This is a genomic window from Desulfobulbus propionicus DSM 2032 (assembly GCF_000186885.1).
Taxonomy (GTDB): Bacteria; Desulfobacterota; Desulfobulbia; order Desulfobulbales; family Desulfobulbaceae; genus Desulfobulbus; species Desulfobulbus propionicus.
In genome coordinates, this window is the sequence record NC_014972.1 from 140,458 (window position 1) to 163,653 (window position 23,196).

Sequence of the window (23,196 nt, forward strand, 5' to 3'; positions counted from 1 at the left end):
TTCTTGCATTTCAGGTACGATGGCGGCGCTGTTGTTTCCGGTCGGGACGTTACATCGCTAAGGCGAACGGTCCCCTTCATCCGGCAGCAAAGCGCGCAATGGCTTGCGATTCTATTTTCTGCATCGCCTGCCCGTCAGCCTTTCCTTTTTCTTCCCGTCTATCGCTGAACTGACCTTGCCGCCGTGTTGCGGCTGACCGTTCCGGCACACTCCCTTTCCCGCACCGGCACTGACCCCTCAGTCCACCGGTTTCATCCATACCCACCCCCCCCCATCCATCGGGAGCGATCTACCATGCTCCCGGCGGAGCCATGCGTTGTCGCTCCCATTATTCTCAGGAGGCACCACCATGGCACCACTGCAGGAACAGATCCAGGCCATCAACCAGCGCTTGCGCGCCTTCGGCATCGAGGCGGTCCAGGAGATCCGCATGACTGACCGGGACGGCAAGACCATCGGTCAGGTCAAGTACGGCTACCGGCCGCAGTACGTCTTTGACAGCGTCAACGAAGTACTTGGTCCGGAGAACTGGCGCTACGAACTGACCCGCGAGGAGATCTTCGAGAACCAGGCGGTCGCCGAGGTCCGGCTTTTTGTCCGGGTTGACGGTGACTGGCTGTGCAAGGGCTCGCACAAGGGCCAGATGCAGATCGTCAAAGGCAATGTCGGCGACGCCCAGAAAGGGGCGATCACCGATGCCATCCAGAAGTGCATGTCGCTGTTGTCCATCGGCAGCGATGCCTACAAGGGCCTGCTGAAGCACGTCTTCCAACCGTCTAACAAAACGCCATCGACCCCACCCCCACCACCAACCAACCAACTTGCAGGCCCACCGCCTGTTGGCTCCGATCCCACCGTTGACCTGCCCAAGATCGCCGGCGTCACCTTCGAACACCGTCAGGGCGTGATTCTCGCCATGGGCGAGCACCTCTATGACAAGAAGGAGCTGCTCAAGGCCGCGGGCTTTCAATGGGACAAGACCGGCAAGGCCTGGCTGAAAAAAGCTGCCTGATCACCCAACCCAACCCCGGAGGGAGTGAGACCATTCCCTCGGCGGGAACCGGTGTCTCCTCCCTCATCCATTTAGGAGGAGACCACCATGTCGGACCAGATGCTCACCACCCTGCAAGCCGCCCTGCAGCAGCTTGCCAGCCAGCAGACCGCAGCCACGCTCGGCGACCGCAGCACCTATCTCGGTGCCTCGGACATCGGCGCCTGCCCGCGCAAAACCATTCTCGCTAAACGCAACGCCCCGGAGGCGGACCTGATCACCCTGTTGCGCCACCGCCGCGGCCACATGGCCGAGGAGATCGTGGCTGCCGCCTTCGCAGTCGCCGGGTTCACCAACTTCCAGCGCCAGGTCGAGGTGCGCCACACCGGCGACATCCCGGTCATGGCCCACCTGGATTTTGTGTTCGTCTCGGAGGCCCGCAAGACCATGGCCGTGCTCGAGGTGAAATCGCCGGAGAACATCCCCACCGACCCCTACGGCGCCTGGGAGACCCAGCTGTACCTGCAAATGGGACTCCTGGCCGAGAACTGTCCGGACTACACCGTGGAAAAGGGCGCCATCCTGGCGGTCAACTTCGGTGCCCAGGGCATGCGCCTGTTCAACGGCTACACGCCCCAGGCCACCATCTACCAGGGGCTGATCGACCGGGCCGGTTCCATCTGGGACCAGTACCAGCGCTACAGCGCCGGCGACCTGGCCTTCCCGGGCATGGAAGCCGGCCCGCTCTGCGGCTACTGCCCCTTTCTTCTGGACTGTCCCAAGTTCGCGGCGGAAGAGGTGCAGGAACTGAACGAGAACGTCGAGATCCTTATCGAACTGCAGCACCAGCAGCGGGACCTGGAGGCCGAGATCGGCCTGCGCAAGACCGACCTGCTGGCCATCGTCAGCCAACGCGGCCCGCTCAAGGCCCACGGCCAATTGCTCCGCCAGGCGGTGCGCACCCGCAAGGTGCTCGACACCGACCGGCTCGGACAGTTCCTCCAGGGCTACGGCCAGTCGCTCGCTGATTTCCAGAAGAGCAGCACCTACTCCTTCCTGGAGATTCGCAAGGCCGCCTGAGCCGGCCGGATCGCAACACCCCAACCCATCATCGGGGAGCCAACCTTTCCCCGTGGCGGGGAGGGGTTGGTCCCTGTTGCTCAAGGAGAACCACCATGTTGAACAAGACCATGCTGATCGGCAACCTCGGCGCGGACGTGGACATCCGCTACACCAAGAACCAGGTGGCCGTGGCCACCTTCCGGGTAGCCACCACCGAACGGTGGCGGGATGCCCAGGGCAACCCCCAGGAAGCCACCGAGTGGCACCGCATCGTGGCCTTTGCCAAGCTCGCCGAGATCTGCGGCGCCTACTTGGCCAAGGGCGCGCGGGTGTACATCGAAGGCCGCCTGCAGACCCGCAAGTGGCAGGACACGGACGGTGGCAACCGCTTCACCACGGAGATCATCGCCCGCGAGATGAAGATGCTCGGCGGCGGTGACCGCAACGCCCCGCCGGCACCGCCGGAGGAGCAGGAACCGCCCGTGAGTGACGAGGTCCCGTTCTGATCGGTCCCTTGCCCTGAGCCTGGACCCCGCAGCCGCGGGGTTCGGGCTTGCCGGGCACAGGTGGCCGTCAGGCCCCCCCAACCAGGAGAACCGTGTATGACCCAAATAACCGCACCCGCCCGGCAGGCCGCTCGCAGCAGCCTGAGCCCGGGTGATTCCCCGCGCACGCTTGAAACCATGATCCTCGATCTGCTCACCGATACCCTGCACCTGGCCCGGATCGAGGGGCTGGATGCCTGCCAGCTCGGCTCTGCCGCGATGGCCCGCTTCCTGGTCGAGATCAAGCACTCACGCAGCCACTGACACTGCGGCCACTGCTCTCGGCCCACGGTCACGGTCATCGACCTGGCCGGGGCCGGGATGCTGAACATCCGCCAGATCGTTTCCCACCACCAACCACCCATCCGGGGGAGTCTGCCCCCATGGGGATGTCTCCCCCTTTTTCAAGGAGAGACATCATGCCCGACTATCTCACCGTTCGCAGCCACGGCGTCGTCACCTACTGCGATGGCCTCATCGCCCGCATTCAGGCGGATCAGGCCGAGGCCTATCTGCTCAGCCTGGTTGGCAGCCCGGAGCATATCCAGGCCACCTCGACCCATTTCACCATGGGCGGCGCCTGCCATATCACCGGCATCGAGTCCGTACCGCTCGAGTTGGGCCGTGCCCCTGGCCCCCTCCGCTCCATCCGCGCACGCAGGATCGGCGACGTGGTCACCAGGGTGATTATCAGCGCCGATCAGTTCGCCCGCACCGCCCTGCAGACCGAAACCGTCTGTTCCGCCATTGTCTTTGGCATGGACCTGGCCGCGGTCCGGCAGCAGGCCTGGCACCGCCTGGCCAACAGCACCACCGTGGCGCTGCTACCCGAGTGGCGCGACTGGTTGTGGGACGAAGTCCTGCAGCCGGAGCGGCTCTATTCCTTTGGCAACCCGCAACGGCGGCAGGCCTGGAGGATCAGCTGGCAGGAGGAGGAGTTGGCCGAACGGGTCCGGGCCGGCGTCCGGGAGCAGGTTCTCGGCTGACCGAACCGCAGACCAATCCGAACAGGGGAAGGCAGGCCTGCCCCTGAAAGACAAGGTTGCGGCGCAGGACCACGGCCGCAATTCAAGCGAAAAAAATCCCTGACGGGGCACACGGCCCCGATGGGCTGTTGTGCCCCGTCCCCAGGAGGCACGACATGCTCTACAGCAGAGACACCAGCGGGTGCTACCAGCCCGCATCCAGGGACACCATCCTTGCCGCGGCCCGCAGGCTGAGCAGTTGTCAGCTCCGGCGCGGGGCGGCCATCACCTCACCCCTTGCCGCCAGGGAGGCCATCGGCCTCAAACTGGCCGGACTGGAACACGAATCGTTCGCCTGTCTGTTCCTCGACGGCCGCCACCAGGTGCTCGCCTGGCGGGAGCTGTTCCACGGCTCGGTCAACCGGACCACGGTCCACCCGCGCGAGATCGTCAAGGAGGCGCTGCGGCTGAACGCCGCGGCGGTCATCCTGGCGCACAACCACCCCTCGGGCAGCACCCTGCCGAGCAGTGAGGACATCGAACTGACCAAGGCGCTCACCGAGATCCTGGCGATCATCGATGTGCGCGTGCTCGATCACCTGATCGTGGGCGAAGAGATCGTCGCCCTGACCGAAACCGGCCACCATCAACCATGAAACCCGTTGGGGACAGATGCCCCGACGGGCTCGTCCCCGGCAATCAAGGAGCGAGATCATGCAACCTGTCAAACCATCCATCTACGAGCAAATCACCGGCAAGATCGTCACCGCCCTGGAGAACGGCGTCAACCCCTGGGCCAAACCCTGGCACACGGTCAGCTACGGACCGTTTCGTAATGCGCTCACCAACCGCCCGTACCGGGGCATGAACGTGCTCCTGCTCAACCTGGTGGCGCTGTCGCGGGGGCATGTCGACCCGCGCTGGCTCACCTTTCGCAATGCCGAGCAGTTGGGCGGCCATGTGCGCAAGGGCGAGAAAGGTGCGGCCATCGTCTTCTGGAAGTTCCTGCCCGCCCGGGACCGGGATGGCGAGACCGAACCGGACGCGGCCAACGATGACGAACCGGAGCGGAAACAGGTCCCCTTTGCCCGCAGCTACACGGTGTTCAACGTGGAGCAGTGCGAGGGGCTGAAGCTGCCACCGCTGGACGCGGAGGAAATGCAAGGCAGGAGAGAGGACAATGAACCGGCGGAGCGGGTGCTGGCCCTGGCGCAGCTGCAGCATGGCGGCAACAAGGCCTGTTACCTGCCCACGCCGGACCTGGTGCTCCTGCCGAACCGATCCGCGTTCGAGAACTGCGACTTCTACTACGCCACCGGCTTCCACGAGATCTGCCACTGGACCGGGCACGCGACCCGGCTGAACCGGGTGTTCGGCAGCCGCTTCGGTGACCTCGGCTATGCCTTCGAGGAACTGGTGGCCGAGATCGGCGCCGCCTTCCTCGGCGCACAGACCGGTATCCCGTTTGAGAACATGCGCCATCCGGAGTACATCCACCACTGGCTGCAGATCCTCAAGGGCGACAGCAAGGCTATCTTCACCGCCGCGGCCAAGGCCCAGCACGCCGTCGACTTTGTCCTCGACCAGGCCGGGATCGTCCCTGCCGAGGAAGAGACGCTGCCGGCGGCCGCTTGAATACCGAAAGAAAACCCGTAACAAAAACGGCTGCTCCGACCATGACGGTCGGGCAGCCGTTTTTTGTTGCGGCTTGATGGGGAAAGAAGGACAAGAAGCAGAGTCTTCGGTCAGAAGCGAAGAAACCTGTAAGTTCGTTTTCAAATGCTTTTGCACTTAACGGGTCATTGTTTACTTCGTAAGGCAACTGCATCCAAGGTTGCCTTTCACCAATTGTTCTATCATTCAGGCCGTTTTCAGATACACATAACCTATATTCGGCGTATAATGATTTTCGCTTTCCAAAAAATGGAATCATCCCGATCGCCAATGTAGCTGGTGTAATTACCATTTTATCATGCGGGTTATCAACTGACTTAGCCCCATATTGATCTATAGTCCCAGTGGAATTCATTGACAGAATAACGGATTTAAAGCGAAGCTCAATTGGAGGAACATTGACCCCCCAAGAGTCCATGATAAAACTGTCTTCTTCCACGTTTAATACAACCGGAAGCAGGCAAAATGTCATTACGTGCGGATGATCTAATTTTCCAATATGTTTGCAGCTTCACATAGTAGTTCAGGATTAGCAGCGCCAGTTTTGTATAAATAATCCAGAGCAGACCGGTTTTGTCCTCCAGAGGTAGGGTTTATCAATTCTATTTATTATTTAGTCCACATCATTTTTCAATTACGATAAAATTTTTAATTTGACGTATTGCGAAGTCTTTTTTTCAAGTCTATGAGGATATAGGGATGGACGGTTTCTAAATTAATGTGAACTGGAGTTATATGAACTTTCACCATGAACTAAAATAGATTTGCCCACTATTTCACAATTTTTTATTTATAATAGGTGTCTTACAGGCCATCTGTAAGATTATGTAGAATATTCCTTGCATTAAGCAGAACATCATCATATGTCATAATGTTTATGCGAGGGTATAAGTTATCATTAAATGATTTAAGAACTCTCAGCTGTGTACTATTCATTCCAGCCTTTCGCCCAATGACCACTACACCCTTTGGCGTGTGAATTCCAGGAAATCCGTGAGATTGAGCATAGGCAATATTGTCTTCTATCCACACAAACCAATTCAGAATTTGCCCAATTGCATGTGACAATGCACCTGATGGATGAGGGTATCCTGTACATGGTTGGTCCTGTGGTTTTTCTATTTCAACGAAAATATACTCGTCATCAAGGCGTCGTATAACAAAGTCTGTTTTCCACTCTGCCCCAAGATATTGACGATCTACTATTGAAGAAGCAAGTGGGTCAATTAATGCTGGGTTTTTTTCAAAAAACTGCTGACACTCACTCTCTGGCCTGTTTTTTGCTATCAAACTTTCAAGCTCGTCACATATCGGTTCACTAATTCTTAGCGTCCCTCTGGAAATGGCCTTAAGCACTATATCAATGCCTGATGGACCATCATCGCCCCTTTTAGCCATTTTTGAACTCATAAAAATGGCAACAAGTTTATGCCGTTGCTCTGGATCTGAAAGAAATGCATGCACAATACTTGTCAGTGCACTTTCCGCATAAGCAGGAAGGTGCTGCTGGGTACTTAAACTGGTAACGCTATTTTGAAGGTTCTCATATGCATCATCTTCGAGGTAAGCTTGAGTGAATCTAAGTATTCCGCAAATTTCATTCCATCGGGACAATGCCACCGATATCAAGATGTGCGGGACCCAGTACTCTCCCTCTAGTCCCAATTCCAGCAGTTCTCGAATGCCAGTCTCCCCATATATGACAAGCGAATAGATGCTTGGCATTTCAAGATAAAAATCATCATAAATACCAGAGGGAGCTCGGCGAGCGAGGTCTACATGTTCCAGGATTCGCTTCGGTGATGGATTTGTCAATACATCGGCAAGATCCAAGACAAACTGGCGCTCCTTTTCTTTCCACTTGCTGAGATCAAGTTTTTCTATTCTGTCTTCTGGGTTTTTCTCGGATTCGGAAGTTTTTTTTGTAATATTCCCAGCATGGTCTGTCGGCAAGGTTTCCTCCTATATCTTTACAAAACCGCGCTCTGTAGCAATTACGGGAGTCCGGTAGGTTGGGGTGAGAAACGAACCCCAACAGCATCGTTCTGTCTCGCCATAGCCTTTTTTCACTTTTGTCGATTTTGACTCCTGACGATTGAACTCACTGATTTTTACGGAGCGCAGCGGGGCAAATATCCAGTGCAGCGATTTTTTCGGCCCTTCTCTGATTCCCACAACTCGAAGGCCAATCAGACCAAAGCTTTTAGACGCCCACTTGTCCACCTGGGGTGGTCATTACTTCTCCTGCCATTCGGTTAGCGACTGCAGCAATCTCCGCTTCGGTAAGCCGATCAAGAGTCCAACCCTTTGCGAACTTTGCCGTCTCCGATTTAGGCAATTGGTCCTCTTCGAGATTTCGAATTCGAACTCGTGCGGGCATTGCAGCACCTTCGCCAACGAAGATAGCCTCCTGTTGAGCGAGATTCGGCAGTACTTTTGTCATGCCTGACAATCCATCTGGCAAGAAACGAGAGACGTGCTGTTGATCCGCTGCGTTTGTAAGCCGAAGAACGAGCCATGTGCCACATTGTGAAATCACTGTACTTTCTATATCGGCAGGGCGCTGACTCACGAGCATGAGGCCAATACCGTATTTCCGCCCTTCACGAGCTATCCTTCGGATCGCGGTTTGAGCCGCTGCATACTCAGCCTCCCCTCTGTCGGGGACATATCGATGAGCCTCTTCACACACAAAGACGACTGGATCGCGCCGTCTTTCCTCCGTTGTTTGGTAAACTTTATACTGAAACAACAGGCGAGCCAACATGGCAGCAAGTGGACCGGCGACTTCATTTGGAAGACCCGAAATATCCAAAATACGAATGTCTTGATCTACGCCTCCCTCACCTTGGATCTGTCCGACCAACTGGGCGATAATATGCTCAAGTGAATGGCTCTGTTCGTTCCACTCCTTCATCATAAACTGAATCCGCGGATCACGACGGAGCATTGATAGTTTGTCTAAAATCGATTTGAAGTCCTTTGCAAAATCACCAGGAGGAACCTTTTCTGTGTTCTGAGTATTTTTCTTCATTCGAGCTGCTTGAAGGAATTCAATGTGATTTTTGAGTTCTTCCAAACTAAAACAGCGCGGCTTATCTCGATCAAATTCGATCAGTTGTTCTATGCTGACACCAGCTTTCGGACGAGGAGTATCGGGATCACCGCCATCTGCTGGAATGGGCACGTCGTAGGTGGTCGGAGCGGGATCAACCAAATCGAATGCCACCATCCGTGCATGGGTCAACGCTTTGTAAATTACGTTGTTCTGTGAAGTTGCCTCATGCTCGGTTTTACCGATTACAAGCCGTCTGAACTCGTCAGCCGACATGAGCCAATAGGGAAGGCTTATCGGAGTTCCAGTCGTCTCTTCGTTTCCAAGCGGGTCGTAAGCACGATAAATGATCGCACGTTTCTTGAATGCGTGGCCGTATTCCCCATGCGGATCAATTATTAGAATTCTCGGGTGGCAGACTGCATCCGGTACAGGGGTGTGCTCCAGCATGCTGTGAAGCAAAGCGGCAACCGCACCAGACTTTCCCGAACCTGTTGAACCGAGCACCGCGCAATGCATGCCCAGCATTTTATCCACGTTTGCCCGACAGAGTGCATTGTCTGCTCCAACGTAATGAGCAAATGGAACGAGCGGACTATATTCTCCGTGATTCTGTTGCCCTTCAGCAGCCGAATATATCTGAGTAGTCTCCTCGCGAGTAAGCAGATGCACACTTTGACGGGGTAGCGGGTAGGTCGTCACACCTCGAACGAACCGGAGCTTTTGGTCTGCTACATTCCATATACCTTCCGCAAACAATTCGACTTCCATTAACCGTTGATCGGCATCTGGTGGAATAGGCTTTGTAATCTCAAGGAGATCCTCAGACCTCATTCTTAGTAGCGTCACGAAACCGAAGACCAAGCGCCTTCCAAAATGAACTTTTACGATGCTACCGATCTGACCGATGGGATAAACTCTCCCCTCAAAGGTTCGAGTGAGCTCCGTGACATCTCCTGATAACTCTACCCGAATGGTAGTTCCGGACACTTCGACGATGTGCCCAATCTTCAGGTCCGGAATAAGTTCAAACGTATTCATAGCGCACACGCTTCCGCTCCACAGTTTAGCATTTTGGTCACGCCAGAAAACGTCCACCAATCTCGTTTTGATCCAGAAACCGGAGGTGCTTGAGGTCCGTCTGCACCAACATACACGCCATCCTCCGAGATGACATAGACACGTTTACCCCACGGACCGGTCCTCCACCTTTCGAGATTCGGATTGAGTTTCTGAGTAAAGGAGAGAACCGTTGTTTTGTTCTCCGGACGTTGAAGCGTCAATTCAATTTCCTGGTTTATGTGCTCGTCCCCGAAGCTGTATCCACATGTTGCGAGAACATTTTCCTCCCGTGCCCCAAGTGAACGCCGGAATAGATCAAATTGGGCTGCAAATGGATCCCTCTGAGTCGCGAGGTATTTTGTGGATTGCGGGTAAATTAGAACCCGAGAAACCTTCTTTGGATAGAGATCTCCGTCGCGGACGCGCCAGACTCGGTCATCTTCTCCTAAGTGCCAGTCGATCGACCCGTGAAGTTTGATTACATGCGCACGATCTCTGAGATTTGGCTCTTCGTCGCCGTAACGATGGCTGCGATATGCGACCGCGCCGCCAGAGAAGCCGTCCCAATACGAGAAGCCTCCAAGTGAAAGGGCGTCTTCGAGGAGAGTGTCATAGTTGGTGGTAAATAATCGGACCGCTCTCCGTCGTTCTGCGATTCCAGCTTGGCTTCTATTGAAGAGGGCAGAGACGAATGCTAAATGGTCATCGATAACGACAATACGGTGCCTATCCGTCCCTATTTCCTCAGAAATTCCCCCAGGCTGAGCAGGTTTGTAACCCCATCGAATGGTCTCAGCAATCCATGTCAGAATTCTTTGGTGAAGACCATCAAGGTCATCCAATGATAGAGAAATAGCGTCGAAGGCGACCTTCTTGTCCTTTGAGCGGTCGGCGATCGCGCGGTGATCTCCGAGCTGACTCAAGATGTGCTCGATATGCGAATCGTCAGGAAGCTGGCTCTTTACGAACTCGAGAACTTTGATGTCATTCGGTTCCCCCTCGTCTTTTGCCCTCGTGAATACCCGATCGGTCAGCGGCCACATCAAAGGAATTCCAGCACCGAGGCTGATTCCTGCACCGAACAGCCACGATTGATTACTTGCTGCCAAGAGATTGTCGAGCTGGGATAGAGTGTCCTTTGTTACTGGGTCCATGTGCTTTGAATCTCCTTTTTTGTTGCAGCAGAACAAATTATTGTCCGGTTTCCAGCTATCATTCAGCTTTTCTGGATTATCCGTTCGTGATTGATGGATTTTGGGTTTGGCCTAACTGGACACCGGCGGCACTCTCGGTGAGCTGCCGCTTCCAGGTCGTGATCTGGGTCGGATGGACCTCGTAGTGCTGCGCCAATTCGCCGAGAGTCTTCTCACCGACAATGGCTTCCAGAGCCACCTTCGCCTTGAAGGCCGCTGAATGGTTCCGTCTCGTTCCTTTTGCCATGTTCTGCTCCTTATTGTGCCCTTCACAGGGCGTTACGGGTAGCAGATTTTCCACTTAACGGCTTGTCCAATTTTCCGCAGCCACCTCTCAGGCGCAGCGCATTCATAATGACGCTGACCGAGGATAGAGACATGGCCGCCGCGGCAAAAATCGGGCTCAGGAGTATTCCGAAAAACGGGTACAAAAGACCTGCCGCGACAGGAACACCGACCGAGTTGTACACGAAGGCGAAAAACAGGTTCTGCCGGATATTGCGCATCGTTGCGAGAGAAAGCTGCCGCGCTTCCACAAGACCCATTAGGTCCCCTCGCAACAGCGTGATACCGGCACTTTCGATGGCGACATCGGTCCCCGTACCCATGGCCACGCCCACATCCGCCGTGGCCAGAGCCGGAGCATCGTTGACCCCGTCACCGGCCATGACCACCACGCGCCCCTCGTCCTTCAGGCGCTGAACAACCTTTCCTTTGTCTTCGGGCAAGACTTCCGCTTCAACGGCATCAATAGGCAGTTTGCGGGCAACCGCTTCCGCCGAAGTGCGGTTGTCGCCGGTGAGCATGACCACCCGGATGCCCTCTTTTTGCAGGGCGGCAAGGGCCGCTTCCGTGGTTGCCTTGACCGGATCGGCAATGGCAAGCAGGCCGCAGACCTTGCCGTTCACTGCGGCAAAGATCACCGTGGCCCCGTCCCTTCGCAGTTCGTCGGCCGCATCCGCAAAGTCTGCCGTCTCGACTCCTTCCGCTTCCATCAACAGGCGATTGCCAAGCAGCACCCGCTGACCTTCAATGCTTCCGGTCACCCCCTTGCCGTTCGGGGAATCAAAGTCCTCGGCATCCGGTAAGGTCAGCTCCATGGCATCGGCCTTTTCGAGAATGGCGTGGGCCAGCGGGTGCTCACTGCCCTTCTCCAGGCCGCCGGCAAGCCGCATCAATTCTTCCTCGCTGAACCCCTCGGCCGGAACAAGCGTGGTGACCCGGGGCTTGCCCTCGGTCAGGGTACCGGTTTTGTCCACCACCACGGTATCCACCTTTTCCATGCGCTCCAGGGCTTCCGCGTCGCGGATGAGAACACCGCTCTGGGCGCCTCGCCCGACACCGACCATGATGGACATGGGCGTTGCCAGCCCCAACGCACACGGGCAGGCGATGATCAGTACGCTCACCGCAGCGATCAGGCCGAAGGTCATGGCCGGTGTCGGGCCGAACAACGACCAGGCGAAAAAGGCGATGAGGGCGATCACGATCACGGCCGGCACAAAGTACCCCGCCACCTTGTCGGCCACCCCCTGGATCGGTGCGCGGCTGCGCTGGGCACTGGCCACCATCTGCACGATCTGGGACAGCATGGTGTCCTTGCCGACCTTGTCGGCCCGCATGAGAAAGCTGCCCTGCTGGTTGATGCTGCCGCCGATCACATGGTCGCCGGATTTCTTGCCGACCGCCAGGGGCTCACCGGTCACCATGGATTCATCCACATGGGAGCTGCCTTCAAGCACCTCGCCGTCCAGCGGCACCTTGTCTCCCGGGCGAACCCGCAGGCGATCGCCGACCTTGACCTGATCCAGCGGGACATCGGCCTCGCCGCCCTGGTCATCCAGTTTCCTGGCCATCGCCGGGGCGAGGTCCAAGAGAGCCCTGATGGCGCCGGAGGTTTTCTCGCGCGCCCGCAACTCCAGCACCTGCCCAAGCAGCACCAGGACCACGATGACCGCTGCAGACTCGAAATACACGGCAACCGAACCACCGTCCTGCCGGAAGGCATCCGGGAAGACCTGCGGCGCCAGGGTGGCCACCAGGCTGTAGATCAGGGCGACACCGGTGCCGAGGGCAATCAGCGTGAACATGTTCAGATGCCGATTGACCACGGATTTCCAGGCCCGGACAAAGAAGGGCCAACCGCACCAGAGTACGACCGGCGTCGCCAGCACCAGTTGAATCCAGTTGGACAGTTGTGGGGCCACAATGTGCCCGAGCCCGGTGAGATGGCTGCCCATTTCAAGCACCAGGACCGGCAGGGCCAGGACCAGTCCGATCCGTAATCGGCGCGTCATGTCCTCGAGTTCCGCGGATGGCTCGTCATCCAGGCTCACCTGCTCCGGTTCCAGGGCCATGCCGCAGATGGGGCAATCACCGGGGCCCTGTTGGCGAATTTCCGGATGCATGGGGCAGGTGTACATGGCATCCGGCGCCACCGGTTTTTCTCGCTTCTGCTCGTCACCGAGGTACTGCTCCGGGTTTGCATCGAAGCGGGACTTGCAGCCTGAGGAGCAGAAGTACCAGGTTGTGCCACCGTGCTGGCTTCTCTGTTCCGCGGTATGCGGGTCCACCGACATGCCGCAGACCGGGTCCTTGACGGCGTGTTCGCCGGAAGTTTCGTGGTCGTGATGGTCGTGATGGTTGTGGTGACCGTCGTGTCGGTGGTCAGCCATTGTGACCTCCCCTCTTGTCTGCCGGCCAGTCGGCAAAAGCGATGAAATAGAGGAGAACGAGGTTGGCAAAGGGAACCACGGCCAGCAGGCCCAGCCATCCGGGGAAACCTGTCCGCCGGCAAATACGCCAGGCAGGCACCACCACCGCGATGGCAATCACCAGCATCCACAGCCAGTGCCCGGCCCACATGGTGTTTCCATACAGCATCATGTTGTTTCGTAACATTGTCCTGTCCTCCATGTCTCGAATGCTCGTTCCTGGTGACGACGGACATGAGAATTCTTGTGCCCGGTTTTTGTGGCGTCTGCGGTCCAACTCAGGAACAACGGTTAGGCAATCCTGACTCCCACGAGCCCGAAAATCGGCACGCCTCCGATTTTCAGGCCTCCTGTGCAGGATACCACACCTTGGTTCATTCGGCTGCCGAGCGGATTGATCAGAAACGTTGCCTGAACCAGGAATGCCCGGAGAATCGGAATTACAACTCTGCAGCCTTGGGAAAGAGGATGTTGTTCTCGAGGTGCACGTGCTTGTGCAGGTCGTCCTCGAATTCATTGAGTTTTTGATAGGTGACCATAAAGGTGTTGCAGGCATCGCTCGGGATGGCGTAGTCCTTGGCCAGCTGGCGGATGGCGTGGACAGCCTCGCCGACCTCTTCATGTTCCCGGTGCAGCCGCTCCAGGGAAGTGCGAATGGTTTCCCTATCCCCGGCCGCCGGTTCGAGGCCGGAGGCACTGGCCGCCTCCGCCCGCTTGACTGCCGGAAAGAAGACCTCCTCCTCTTCCTTGAGATGGGCGGTCAGGTCAGCGGCGATCCTGGCGAAGAGATCGGCTATCTCCAGCACCTCGGGATGGTTGGCGCCATGCACCCCGGCTATCTTGCGGGCATAGGCCGCGATCTGCTCGTCATTCTCCCGCAGATACACGTGGTGGGTGTTGACGATGTAGTCGGCGAGAAACGAGAGCGACCAGGCGCCGTAGTTTTCACTGCGGTTGCCTGGCTCGTTCTGCACCGCTTCCAATTCCCGCATGATGAGCGCCAGATCGAGCCCGATCTGGGCGCAGGCCGTTGCCAGCGGGATCTTGCCGCCGCAGCAGAAATCGATGCCCCTGGCTTCGAACACCTTGGCTGTCCGGTAATCGGCGGCGACAATGGAGCCGATGGTGGCTGTTTCAATGGGTGTGGGGAGCATGGTGACCTCCTGGTGCAGGTGGTGCTTGATCGCTCGGCGATGGCGAATCAGTGGATCGCTGGTGTGATCCGCAGGTGCCGTGCGCGTGGTGGGCTGAGCGCTCAAAGAGACGCCCTATTGTTGTCTACCACGTTGAAGGATGCGAGTCAAGGTGACCCATGGAGGCGTCATGTTCGGTCAATATACCGGAATAAAAAACATTATTCAGTTGCCCCGTAGCCTCTAGAGAGGCGGGTTCCCAGCCGCTTGGTCTTGGTTCCTTGTCATTGGGTGTGGATGTGGAGTAAGAGGGATCACTGTCCAGCGGGGTGCTGGAAGCAAGGAGGACGAGCGAAGCCGCCTTCGAGGTATCTTTTTGATACGCTTAAAAAAAACAAAGAACGGAGTACGGACATGGAACTGAAAGAAAACCAGGCGGCCCTGATCCTCCAGGCCTCGGCCGAAGGGGAAATCACCGTGGATGTGCAGGCGCTGAACCTGCAGGGCTTTGCCAGCGCCCTGTGTCATGCGCTCGCCATGAAGCTCATGAACGACGAGCAGCTGCAGGGCGAACTGATGGACATGCTGGAGGCGGAGGAAAAGCCCGAGAAACCGGCAGACTGATTGCCCCGTTTTCTCGATAATCCAGCCCGGAGGCCATGATCTGACTCCGGGCTTCTCCGCGTCACCTTCCTCGATGCCTGGCCGGATTCCTTTGGATTCACTGGCCGCGATCGCATGGAATCCTTGACTGCCAACGCACTCAGTCGTCGGTGGGCGGCTCGAGGGGCCCCAACTCGGGATCGATTTTAGGGTAATCGCAGGCGCCTCGGGCAAACTGGAGAATCAGCCCGGACTGCTTGTGGCGCTTGAGGGCCGAGGCAACGGCGTCACGACTGGCGAGATCCTTGAAGTGGTTCGGAGTGAATACCACCCCCTGCCATGGCCCTGGATGCGACTAACTACTTTGTTATCGATATTTTTTTCGATGTTTCCATGGGGTTCCTGACACAAATAGACACACTTTTTTGTGTCAAGAATGACGCCGTGGCGACTGGTTTGCCCACTTCCTTACCCTGTGCATCAACTCAGCCAGCGAATGCCGCGAGGCAATTGCACCTTCCTGCCGATGCCGTGGAGGTGTGGCCGGAATCGTTGGCAAATTTTTTGATCAGGAACCTTTGCCAGCGCTCTACGCTTCATTCGCTCGGGAAATGAAGCTCATGCACGATGCGCAACTGCAGGACGAACTGATGGACACGCTGGAGGCGGGTGAGCAACCCGAGAAAACGGCGGAATGATTACCCGTTGCCCCGATAATCTTGCCCGGAGACCAGGACTTGGCTCCGGGCTTTCTCCAGTGGTCGGTTGAGAAACGGCCCCTTTGATGCTGGCTGAGGTTCGCTAGTAAAGAGAGACCGTTACAGGACAGGATCTGCTGCCAACCATTTAATGGGCATCACCGCCGTGATGGGCCGCCTCGCTTTTGATCAGGCCGTGCAAACCTTCCACGTAATGGGTGAAACCTACATAGGATTCGACAAACTCACGACCTGACGCAACACTGTCTTTCGCATGTTGCTGCTTCTCGTGGGCCTGGGTGAATTTCTCACGAATGCCCTTGGCCATGGCGCCGGTCAGCACCTCAACCAGTTTATCGACCGAGCCGCTCGCCAAGGCTTGGTCGGCCAGCGCGACGGCCGGGTCAACCGCTGTCCCCGGTTTCAGCCCGGTATAAGGCGCTCCTTCACCGGCGCGATGGATGCGCACCAGGGTTTCAAAAAAGTACATGTCGGCCAAAGCTTTGGCCTCGGTGCTCTGCTTGCGTACTACCTGAGCCTGATCGTACGCGGCGCGAACAACCTTTTCATCCTCAGCAGATACCCATTTGAGGATCGGGGTGATGTCGCCTTGATCCAAGGCTGTCCGTGCGTCAGCGATGACCGGTCCGTCAAGGGTATCACAATGAGCCCTGGCTTGTCCGGGCAGCGTCACCGCCCCCGCAAGCAGGAAAATGGTCGAAACCAGTGCCATTGATTTTTTTACTTGTCTGTTCATGGGCTTTCTCCTTTGGGTGTTCTAACGCCGGTGGCCCCATGCCCCCGGTCAGCGTGATGCAGCTTTTAGAAAGAGGATGTTCTCGAGGTAAATATCCTTGTGCAGGTCGTCTTCAAGCGCAGTTAGTTGCTACTTGGTGAGGGGGGGTATAGAGACCTCCTGCTGGTGCGAAGAGTGTTCGACCGCTTCGCAGTCACTACCATCAGGGCCGTTGGCAGGGCTCGGAGAGGAAAATGGTGGCCGTCTTTTCTTTGAACCAGTGGACTGTTGAATTAGCCCGCAGGTGCCGTGCGCCTTCTGAACTGAGCGCCCAGGGCAACGCTCTGTAATTGTCTACCACGTTGAAGGATACGAGTCAAGGTGACCCATGACGACACTCTGTTCAGTCAATATTGCGGAATAATGAATATTGTTGGCTGTTCCCAGTGTCTCTGGATGGCCGGGTTCCCAGCCTCATTTGCTTGGTTCCTTGTCATCGGGAGTGGATATCGGGAGAGGATACGGTGTACGAGAGATCGCTGTCCAACGTGGTGCTGGCGACGAGGGCTGGACGAGAGAAGTGGCTTTGAAGTTATCTCGTTGATAAATGTATAAAAAAAACAAAAATTGAAGCAGAGCGCAGACATGGATCTGAAAGAAAACCAGGCAGCCCTGATCCTCGAGGCCTCGTCCGATGGGGAAGTCACCGTGGATGTGCAGGCGCAGAACCTGCAGGGCTTTGCAATCGCCCTGTGTCATGCGCTCGCCATTAAGCTCGTGAACGACGAGCAGCTGCAGGGCGAACTCATGGCCATGGTGGAAGCGGGAGAGCAACCCGAGAAACCGGCGGAGTAATTGCCCGTTGACCCGATCATCCTGCCTGGAGACCATGACTTGGCTCCGGGCTTTTTTTGTGGCAGCGGAGCGGTTGGCGATGGGGGGCTGGGGGATTCCCCTAGTAAGCGACCCGAGGGAGCATCGGCCAAGCGGGGTGTGGGTGAGGATCAAAGGACGAAGAGCTAAGGTCGGTGTGACGGGTGCTCCCCGGAATCTCCTCTTCTCGGCCGTAGTTGAGACCGCTTTGGCGGTGGCGGCGAGGCCGTGGTGCGAGCGAGATCGCAGCGGAAGGCGCAGTTTTACCTGGCCTGGCGGTAAGAGGCATAGTGGCGCAGCACCCTGGCCACATAGGTTCTGGTTTCGGGGATGTTGGGGATGGCGTCTTTGACCCGGCCCGGGCCGGCGTTGTAGGCGGCCAGGCTGAGGGCCACGTTGCCGTCGTAGCTGTCGAGCAGGGTACGCAGGTACCTGGTGCCGCCGGTGACGTTTTCCAGGGGATCGAGCGGGTTGGCCACCCGAAGTTCCCGGGCTGTGGCCGGCATGAGCTGCATCAGGCCCAGGGCGCCCCTGGCGGACACGGCTTCGGGATCGAAGTTCGATTCCGTCTTGATCACCGCCTTGACGAGCAGCGGATCGACCCCGTGTTCCGTGGCAACAGACTCGATGGAGTCCTGCAGCGACCTGGCGGCCGGATGGTCGTTAGCCCGCGAGACGGTCGCCTTTGCCAATGCGTTCGGTCTGCCGGACAGGGAGTGCGGCCGTGGTCGTCGCGTCGAGCATCCAGGTTGGTGGGGAAGATTGTTCCTGGCCGGCACATAGTGGATTGCTCCGTTCCTGTCCATGGAGGCACAGACCGTTGCGGGTGCCTGGGCAGGCCAGAGGAGGGTGGCGACGAGCAGGAGCACCACAGGAACAAGGCCTCGCGTCTGCCACTCGCCCGTCTGCCAACCGGGGCCACCCTGCCTCTGCCTGGCCGTGCCCGGACCTTCTGCTGATTTGACTTTTTGTCGAAAAGTGCTAAGCATTCGCCATCGACAAAGGCTCGACCCGTGAACAGGTCAGGAGCCCGCTGGTTTGCCCAATCGCTGGGGAGGAGAGGCTATGGCTGCCGATGCCAACTGGACCACCATCTGCCCGCATTGCGGTGCTGCCTCCGAGGACGATGCCATCTGCCGAGCATGCGGCAAGTTGCTGGACGAGTCGCAGCCGATACGACCTTTTTCCGCAAGGCGCGTCATCGACAAGGTAGTAGCGTCCTGGAGTTCGCACCCCACACCTCTCGGCGGGCATCCTTTTCCTTTTATTGAAGAAGAGCCTGAAGTTTGTCCGTCTTGGCGCATGTATCAGGGCAATATCTATCATTGGGATAAGTAAGCTGTTTTTTCATGACAGAACGGTTCACTTCTTCTTGTGGATTTCAATCACAGGACCGGGCTGACTGTCCTCAGGCCCTGACACTCGCTCTGCCGGGGCTGTAAAAAAGCCCTCGGAGGTCGGCCTTTTCCCCTCACTGTCCACCACCCCCTTGAAGACCTTGCCAACGCCCTCGGCCGCCATGCCCTTGGCGTTGGTTCGTATCCTGCCCCTGCCCGACTCCTCGTACCGGTTGACGCTGCGCAGACTGTCCGCGTCAGTGATGGTTTGTTTCCCATTGGGCTCACGCATCGGCACCGGATGCGGTTCCTTGCCCTGCAGGTTCCCCTCGTTGATCCAGCCGGTCTTGGCGGTAGCGGTCCCGGCCGCCTGCTCGACATATCCCTTCATCATCTCCTGATCGTGCATCCGGCCCCTGGCCTGCTGGATGGCACTCTGCACCTCCGCACCGGTGGAACCCCAACCGTAACCGTGGCCGCTGACAAAGCCGCTGACGATATCCTGCATGGTGTTGACGCCGGCCGGGCCTTGCCGGGTAACATAGCTGTTGAAGTCGCTGATGGTCTTGCGGATCGTTTCCGGGGTCTCCTCGCCGTAGCGTTCCCGGGCGTAGTTCCTGATGAGGGCGGTGGTCAAGTCCGCACCGTAGGACTCCTGCGCGCGGTTGATCTCCCGAGCCTCGTCGAGGATGGAGTAGGCCTCGGTGGCGCCGATGCGCTTGGCCACGTTGGCCAGGTAATCCAGGCCACGGCCATCGCTGAAAGTCTGCGCCACTGCCTCGGAGCGGACCCTGGCTTCGTCGCGGGCAAAGGCCTTGGCCGTGTCTTCGGAGACATTGAAACTGACTCGTTCACCATCACCCCCTATGACTGTCAATTGGCCGCTGGCGCCAAGGTTTGCTCCAATGATTTTGCCTCCGACACCCAACGCGCTTTGTAGTTGGGTTCTTTGGATTTCATCCAGCGAGTGCATAAAACTCGACTGATCGTTGAACGCCCGCCGCCAGTTGCTGGAGAGGCTGTTGTTGAGCGTATCGCCGTAGCTGCGGTTGACCCCGCCGGAGAGGCTGTCGCGCTGCACCTGCTGCCAGAGCATGCCCCAGTTGCTGTCGCTGCCGAGACTGTGGGCGGCACCGACCACCTTCTGACGCACGGCCATGGCCCCCACCCGCACCGGGTCGAGGCCATGCACCGAGGCCTGGGTGGTGGTGTGGTGGCCCGCGCTGTCCACCGCATAGGCGGCCTTGCCCGCGGCCAGGGTGTCCTCCCGGGTGCCGGCGCCGCCCGCCCCGCGCAGGATGACGCTGGAGGAGCCATCCGCATTGACCCGCTCCGCCCGTGAACGGGTGAGGCTGCCATCCGGCCCGGTGGCGACACTCACCGGTCCGCTGGCCGTGCCCACCTGCTGGTTGGCCGAGGCCATCATGGTGGCGAACTCGCCCTGGGAGGCGCCCGCGGGCACCTCACCGGACTGCTGCAGACTGGCGCGGGCGTTCATGGCCGCGGTGTGGCTGCCCACGGATTTGTGCAGGCTCCAGGCCGAAGCCGCGGCGAGGTTGGCGAACCGGTGCTCGGCCATGCCGTCCAGCAGACCGGCGGCGCGGACCTGCTGCTGCATCGCCCCGGAGAGACCCTCCGGGGTGAGCAGCCCGCCGGCATGACTGCCCGCGCCCTGGACAATGGCGCTCAGGTTGCCGGCCAGCATGGCCAGGGCATGGCCGCCGAACCGGATGAGCATCATCGAGAACAGGCTGGCGAGCATGATGCCGGCGGAGCGGATCACCCCGAACATGGCCAGCATCTTGGTCGAGACCGAGGGCAGGGCGGCCAGGGCGTACACTCCCAGGTTCGACTGGCGCACCTCCTCGAACCCGCGCGCGGCATAGTCCATGGCCGCGCCGTGGATCACCGCGTCGGTAACACCCCAGGTGGAGAGGAACACGAAAAAGCCGAGCAGGACCGAGGCGGCCTTGCCAACGATCGGCGTGGGCAGGAACAGCACCAGGAAGGGGATCACGCCGATGGCGATGGCGGTCAGTATTGCGCGGATCACCGGGATCCACTCGTTCATGGTCAGGCCGACACCGAGACCGGAGGCGGTAATCCTCCGGTCGCTCTCCATGAGCACCGCAGTCTCGGGATCGTCCTGAAAGTAGAAGCTGTAGAGGATCTCGGCGATCTGCCGCTGCTGCAGGAGCCGCTCCGGCGGCACGGCCGTGCCGGTGGCAAAGGTCATGGTCGCGTTGATCAGGTTGCGGCAGGTGGTCAGCTCGGCGCTGTTGTCCGGATCGAAGTAGGCCTTGCTGCAGACCTTGCGGATCGCCTCGCCATAGTTGCTGGTGGCGGCGTACAGGGGCCGCAGCTGGTTCCAGGCCTGGGTGCAGCTCATGGTGGCGCCCTCGGGGTGGGCACTGTCGTAATAGACCGTGAACACGGAGGGGTTGACCGCCTGGCTGAGGTTCGCGAGAAAATCGGTACTCGTGTTGCGCAGGTCGTCAAGCGACAGGGTGGTGCCCGGCCGCATGAGTTCGAAGGTGACGCAGTCCTTGACGTAGCGGATCATGGAGGTGCGGGCGTGGTTATTCTTGGGCGTGGAGCCCTTGACCGCTTCCAGGGCCTTGAAGCCGATGCCGCCGGCGGTGCGGCTGTAGGCGGCATCGGGTGCGGCCGCGGTGTCTATGATGTCGACGAGGCCGCGCTCGATCAGGTTGAGGGCGCCGGCGGTGAAGACAATGGCGTCCGGCAGGTCGCCCACGGTCTGGAACCGGTTGAGCACCGGGTCGTAGACGGTGAGGCTGCCCTTGGGCACGAACACGGCCAGGTAGACGACCGCGCCGAACAGGACCGGCACGGTCCAGGTGAGCGGGATGACCCGCGCGCCGGTGGCGGCCCGGGCGATCCAGGCGCCCGAACCAGCGAGTACACCCATGATGGTCATCACCGTGATCAGTCCCTGGTAGCCGGCATCGCTGAAGATGAGGGCAACCCGGGTGAACGCCTGGACAATGGGGTTGAAGCCGCCGTAGGTGTAGTACTCCATGTCCAGGGCCAGGGCGGCCTCGGGTGGCAGGAGAAGCGCCAGCAGAAACAGAGCAATTGTCTTGTGCATCATGATTGTCACTGGGCCTGCACCCGGTCGGCCAGGTCCTTGCCGTAGCGCCGGGTGATCTCGGCGGCCATCTGGGACTCCAGCCGCTGCATGTGGTTGAGATAGGTGACGATGGTGTTCATCTCGCCCGCAGCGGCGATGTAGCTGGTCTTGGCAGCCTCCTTGAGCGAGCGGATGCGCCGGAGCATGAGGGTGAGCCCCTGGTCGGCGTGCTCAGCAAAGAGCACGGCCGCGCATTGCTCCGGTCCCTGGCCGCCGGCGGGACCGGCCTTCTTCTCGAGCACCTCCTTGGCCTTGGCGCCGATGGCCTCGCCGCGGACGTAGAGGTCGGAGAGCATCTGCAGGCTGTAGGCCTTGGCGGTGATGTCGGCCAGCCCGGGGATGACCGCGTCACGGGTACCGGTGCCCACGGCGGTCTTGAGGATGGGCAGGGGCGCAAGCGGGTTGCCCTCGATGAAAGTCTGCTCGACCGCGCTCAGGCTGCCCTTGGCGGCCAACTTGTCGGCGATGGTGTTCAGTTTGCTGGTCACCGACTCGACCAGGTCGCGGCCCGCGTCGGTGATCCGGCTGCAACCACCGGTGGCGCTCTTGGCATAGACCTCACCGTCGGTGAAGGCCTCCAGGTCGTCCGGGTTGTTCTGGGCGCAGGGCGGGATGGTGGCGACCCGGTAACCGTTGGCCGCCCCTTCGAGCTGGATATCACCCACCAGGCCGCGGAGCAGGTTGACGTGGCTGGTCGGGATGGACAGGCGGCTGCCGACGTTCGCCAACAGCGAACCGCCGGAGAGGAAGATGGCGCGGATGTCGGCGTTGCAGCCACTGGTCACGGCGGCCAGGTCCGCGGGCTTGGGCTGATTGTTGTTGGCCCGGTCCTCCTTGGTGAGGATGTCCCACATCTCGGCCGTGCCGCTCACCAGCTTGTTCTCCTTGATGGCCGTGCCGAGCCGCTCGCGCATCACCTCGGTGGAGTGGAAGCCGTTTCCGTCGGCCACGATCCCGACCAGTTCCTTGGCCGCGGCGCACTCGTCGATCTGCATGGAGTTGAGCTTGTCGGCCAGGGCCTCGAAGTTCTTGATGGTGTTCGAGCACTGCTCACACAGGGTCTTCAGGGCCAGGTCAAAGGCCACGGCCGAGGCGTTGGTGAGGATGGCCTGGAGCTTGTCCACCAGGTAGTCGGTGTTCATGAAGCTGAACCCGCCCATGAACACGTCGATACCGCCGCAACCGCTCTTGATGCGCGGCATCTCCACGGTGACCGGGTACTCGGCGGTGCTCCGCCAGCGGCCGGAGAAGCTGCCGCCGGCGTAGTAACCACGCTGCTGACCGCTGAGGTAATCGGGACTGGTGGTGGCCTGCTGCTGCAGCCAGTCGTCGACCCAGCCGGCATGGGCAGCCGGGGCCAGCAGGAGCGCGAGGACAAGGGGAGTGATGAGCAATCGCATGGCG

General features: G+C 59.0%; 22 protein-coding genes and 1 pseudogene. 11 read left to right on the forward strand and 12 right to left on the reverse strand.

Features of this window, described 5'->3' with window-relative positions:
• Positions 1 to 349: 349 nt before the first annotated feature.
• The 7 genes from DESPR_RS00630 (at position 350) to DESPR_RS00660 (ending at position 5,198) form a co-directional block, all read left to right on the forward strand.
• Positions 350 to 1,012: a hypothetical protein gene (locus tag DESPR_RS00630; protein ID WP_015722869.1), complete on the forward strand. Its 663-nt coding sequence runs from the start codon at positions 350 to 352 to the stop codon at positions 1,010 to 1,012.
• Positions 1,013 to 1,099: 87 nt separating this feature from the next.
• The gene (locus DESPR_RS00635; protein WP_015722870.1) at positions 1,100 to 2,071 is read left to right on the forward strand and encodes a hypothetical protein; all 972 of its coding nucleotides are present in this window, start codon (positions 1,100 to 1,102) and stop codon (positions 2,069 to 2,071) included.
• 95 nt (positions 2,072 to 2,166) lie between these two features.
• Positions 2,167 to 2,559 carry a single-stranded DNA-binding protein gene (locus DESPR_RS00640; RefSeq protein WP_015722871.1) on the forward strand — a complete coding sequence of 131 codons (393 nt, stop codon included), beginning with the start codon at positions 2,167 to 2,169 and terminating at the stop codon, positions 2,557 to 2,559.
• 96 nt (positions 2,560 to 2,655) lie between these two features.
• On the forward strand, positions 2,656 to 2,862 hold the full coding sequence (locus DESPR_RS00645; protein ID WP_015722872.1) for a hypothetical protein: 207 nt from the start codon (positions 2,656 to 2,658) through the stop codon (positions 2,860 to 2,862).
• A gap of 155 nt (positions 2,863 to 3,017) precedes the next feature.
• Complete coding sequence (locus DESPR_RS00650) at positions 3,018 to 3,584, forward strand: hypothetical protein (protein ID WP_015722873.1); 567 nt, start codon at positions 3,018 to 3,020, stop codon at positions 3,582 to 3,584.
• A 155-nt stretch (positions 3,585 to 3,739) separates the two neighbouring features.
• Entirely contained in the window at positions 3,740 to 4,219 is a 480-nt protein-coding gene (radC, locus tag DESPR_RS00655; protein WP_015722874.1) for a RadC family protein, read from the forward strand.
• Positions 4,220 to 4,277: 58 nt separating this feature from the next.
• Positions 4,278 to 5,198: an ArdC family protein gene (locus DESPR_RS00660; RefSeq protein WP_015722875.1), complete on the forward strand. Its 921-nt coding sequence runs from the start codon at positions 4,278 to 4,280 to the stop codon at positions 5,196 to 5,198.
• Positions 5,199 to 6,041: 843 nt separating this feature from the next.
• Here DESPR_RS00660 and DESPR_RS00665 read toward each other — a convergent pair.
• The 7 genes and pseudogenes from DESPR_RS00665 to ric form a co-directional block, all read right to left on the reverse strand.
• Positions 6,042 to 7,190: a Shedu immune nuclease family protein gene (locus tag DESPR_RS00665; RefSeq protein ID WP_015722877.1), complete on the reverse strand. Its 1,149-nt coding sequence runs from the start codon at positions 7,188 to 7,190 to the stop codon at positions 6,042 to 6,044.
• Positions 7,191 to 7,440: 250 nt separating this feature from the next.
• Positions 7,441 to 9,333: an ATP-binding protein gene (locus DESPR_RS00670; protein WP_015722878.1), complete on the reverse strand. Its 1,893-nt coding sequence runs from the start codon at positions 9,331 to 9,333 to the stop codon at positions 7,441 to 7,443.
• On the reverse strand, positions 9,330 to 10,508 hold the full coding sequence (locus tag DESPR_RS00675) for an SIR2 family protein (protein ID WP_015722879.1): 1,179 nt from the start codon (positions 10,506 to 10,508) through the stop codon (positions 9,330 to 9,332). Before DESPR_RS00675 ends, DESPR_RS00670 begins: the two co-directional genes overlap by 4 nt.
• A gap of 118 nt (positions 10,509 to 10,626) precedes the next feature.
• A pseudogene (locus tag DESPR_RS00680) lies at positions 10,627 to 10,794 on the reverse strand (transposase); the annotation flags it as partial.
• Between the two features lie 22 nt (positions 10,795 to 10,816).
• The gene (locus DESPR_RS00685; RefSeq protein WP_015722881.1) at positions 10,817 to 13,222 is read right to left on the reverse strand and encodes a heavy metal translocating P-type ATPase; all 2,406 of its coding nucleotides are present in this window, start codon (positions 13,220 to 13,222) and stop codon (positions 10,817 to 10,819) included.
• The gene (locus DESPR_RS00690; RefSeq protein ID WP_015722882.1) at positions 13,215 to 13,448 is read right to left on the reverse strand and encodes a membrane protein; all 234 of its coding nucleotides are present in this window, start codon (positions 13,446 to 13,448) and stop codon (positions 13,215 to 13,217) included. The genes DESPR_RS00685 and DESPR_RS00690 overlap by 8 nt, the downstream gene beginning before the upstream one ends.
• Positions 13,449 to 13,701: 253 nt before the next feature.
• The gene (gene ric, locus DESPR_RS00695) at positions 13,702 to 14,415 is read right to left on the reverse strand and encodes an iron-sulfur cluster repair di-iron protein (RefSeq protein WP_015722883.1); all 714 of its coding nucleotides are present in this window, start codon (positions 14,413 to 14,415) and stop codon (positions 13,702 to 13,704) included.
• 393 nt (positions 14,416 to 14,808) lie between these two features.
• Here ric and DESPR_RS00700 point away from each other — a divergent pair, with 393 nt between their 5' ends.
• On the forward strand, positions 14,809 to 15,018 hold the full coding sequence (locus DESPR_RS00700; protein WP_015722884.1) for a hypothetical protein: 210 nt from the start codon (positions 14,809 to 14,811) through the stop codon (positions 15,016 to 15,018).
• Positions 15,019 to 15,157: 139 nt separating this feature from the next.
• On the opposite strand, the gene DESPR_RS18145 is transcribed toward DESPR_RS00700, so the two are convergent.
• Positions 15,158 to 15,328: a DUF6088 family protein gene (locus DESPR_RS18145; protein WP_169701486.1), complete on the reverse strand. Its 171-nt coding sequence runs from the start codon at positions 15,326 to 15,328 to the stop codon at positions 15,158 to 15,160.
• A gap of 208 nt (positions 15,329 to 15,536) precedes the next feature.
• Between DESPR_RS18145 and DESPR_RS18675 the strand changes: the two genes are divergently transcribed.
• Positions 15,537 to 15,695, forward strand: a complete 159-nt coding sequence (locus DESPR_RS18675; RefSeq protein ID WP_174262875.1) for a hypothetical protein — start codon at positions 15,537 to 15,539, stop codon at positions 15,693 to 15,695.
• Between the two features lie 148 nt (positions 15,696 to 15,843).
• Here the strand turns inward: DESPR_RS18675 and DESPR_RS00705 are convergent, their stop codons facing one another.
• Positions 15,844 to 16,452 (reverse strand): DUF6448 family protein, encoded by a 609-nt coding sequence (locus DESPR_RS00705; protein ID WP_015722885.1) that lies wholly within the window; start codon positions 16,450 to 16,452, stop codon positions 15,844 to 15,846.
• Between the two features lie 624 nt (positions 16,453 to 17,076).
• On the opposite strand from DESPR_RS00705, the gene DESPR_RS00710 reads away from it, so the two are divergent.
• On the forward strand, positions 17,077 to 17,286 hold the full coding sequence (locus DESPR_RS00710) for a hypothetical protein (protein ID WP_015722886.1): 210 nt from the start codon (positions 17,077 to 17,079) through the stop codon (positions 17,284 to 17,286).
• A gap of 281 nt (positions 17,287 to 17,567) precedes the next feature.
• Here DESPR_RS00710 and DESPR_RS18850 read toward each other — a convergent pair whose 3' ends face one another.
• Complete coding sequence (locus tag DESPR_RS18850; RefSeq protein WP_052302018.1) at positions 17,568 to 17,996, reverse strand: lytic transglycosylase domain-containing protein; 429 nt, start codon at positions 17,994 to 17,996, stop codon at positions 17,568 to 17,570.
• Between the two features lie 373 nt (positions 17,997 to 18,369).
• Here DESPR_RS18850 and DESPR_RS18155 point away from each other — a divergent pair, with 373 nt between their 5' ends.
• Entirely contained in the window at positions 18,370 to 18,642 is a 273-nt protein-coding gene (locus DESPR_RS18155) for a hypothetical protein (RefSeq protein WP_015722888.1), read from the forward strand.
• A gap of 24 nt (positions 18,643 to 18,666) precedes the next feature.
• Here the strand turns inward: DESPR_RS18155 and DESPR_RS16865 are convergent, their stop codons facing one another.
• Both DESPR_RS16865 and DESPR_RS00725 read right to left on the reverse strand, forming a co-directional pair.
• Positions 18,667 to 21,753 carry a conjugal transfer protein TraG N-terminal domain-containing protein gene (locus DESPR_RS16865; RefSeq protein ID WP_015722889.1) on the reverse strand — a complete coding sequence of 1,029 codons (3,087 nt, stop codon included), beginning with the start codon at positions 21,751 to 21,753 and terminating at the stop codon, positions 18,667 to 18,669.
• A 5-nt stretch (positions 21,754 to 21,758) separates the two neighbouring features.
• Positions 21,759 to 23,192 carry a conjugal transfer protein TraH gene (locus DESPR_RS00725; RefSeq protein WP_015722890.1) on the reverse strand — a complete coding sequence of 478 codons (1,434 nt, stop codon included), beginning with the start codon at positions 23,190 to 23,192 and terminating at the stop codon, positions 21,759 to 21,761.
• Positions 23,193 to 23,196: the final 4 nt, after the last annotated feature.

What these genes read in the sequence shown, in the direction of transcription:
- DESPR_RS00645 (WP_015722872.1), top strand. Translation starts at nt 2,656, where the DNA reads ATGACCCAAATAACCGCACCCGCCCGGCAGGCCGCTCGCAGCAGCCTG.
- DESPR_RS00675 (WP_015722879.1), bottom strand. Translation starts at nt 10,508, where the DNA reads ATGGACCCAGTAACAAAGGACACTCTATCCCAGCTCGACAATCTCTTG.
- DESPR_RS00685 (WP_015722881.1), bottom strand. Translation starts at nt 13,222, where the DNA reads ATGGCTGACCACCGACACGACGGTCACCACAACCATCACGACCATCAC.
- DESPR_RS00690 (WP_015722882.1), bottom strand. Translation starts at nt 13,448, where the DNA reads ATGTTACGAAACAACATGATGCTGTATGGAAACACCATGTGGGCCGGG.
- DESPR_RS00705 (WP_015722885.1), bottom strand. Translation starts at nt 16,452, where the DNA reads ATGAACAGACAAGTAAAAAAATCAATGGCACTGGTTTCGACCATTTTC.
- DESPR_RS00630 (WP_015722869.1), top strand. Translation starts at nt 350, where the DNA reads ATGGCACCACTGCAGGAACAGATCCAGGCCATCAACCAGCGCTTGCGC.
- DESPR_RS00710 (WP_015722886.1), top strand. Translation starts at nt 17,077, where the DNA reads ATGGATCTGAAAGAAAACCAGGCAGCCCTGATCCTCGAGGCCTCGTCC.
- DESPR_RS00650 (WP_015722873.1), top strand. Translation starts at nt 3,018, where the DNA reads ATGCCCGACTATCTCACCGTTCGCAGCCACGGCGTCGTCACCTACTGC.
- DESPR_RS16865 (WP_015722889.1), bottom strand. Translation starts at nt 21,753, where the DNA reads ATGATGCACAAGACAATTGCTCTGTTTCTGCTGGCGCTTCTCCTGCCA.
- DESPR_RS00700 (WP_015722884.1), top strand. Translation starts at nt 14,809, where the DNA reads ATGGAACTGAAAGAAAACCAGGCGGCCCTGATCCTCCAGGCCTCGGCC.
- radC (WP_015722874.1), top strand. Translation starts at nt 3,740, where the DNA reads ATGCTCTACAGCAGAGACACCAGCGGGTGCTACCAGCCCGCATCCAGG.
- DESPR_RS18155 (WP_015722888.1), top strand. Translation starts at nt 18,370, where the DNA reads ATGGCTGCCGATGCCAACTGGACCACCATCTGCCCGCATTGCGGTGCT.
- DESPR_RS00670 (WP_015722878.1), bottom strand. Translation starts at nt 9,333, where the DNA reads ATGAATACGTTTGAACTTATTCCGGACCTGAAGATTGGGCACATCGTC.
- DESPR_RS00635 (WP_015722870.1), top strand. Translation starts at nt 1,100, where the DNA reads ATGTCGGACCAGATGCTCACCACCCTGCAAGCCGCCCTGCAGCAGCTT.
- DESPR_RS00725 (WP_015722890.1), bottom strand. Translation starts at nt 23,192, where the DNA reads ATGCGATTGCTCATCACTCCCCTTGTCCTCGCGCTCCTGCTGGCCCCG.
- DESPR_RS00660 (WP_015722875.1), top strand. Translation starts at nt 4,278, where the DNA reads ATGCAACCTGTCAAACCATCCATCTACGAGCAAATCACCGGCAAGATC.
- DESPR_RS00640 (WP_015722871.1), top strand. Translation starts at nt 2,167, where the DNA reads ATGTTGAACAAGACCATGCTGATCGGCAACCTCGGCGCGGACGTGGAC.
- ric (WP_015722883.1), bottom strand. Translation starts at nt 14,415, where the DNA reads ATGCTCCCCACACCCATTGAAACAGCCACCATCGGCTCCATTGTCGCC.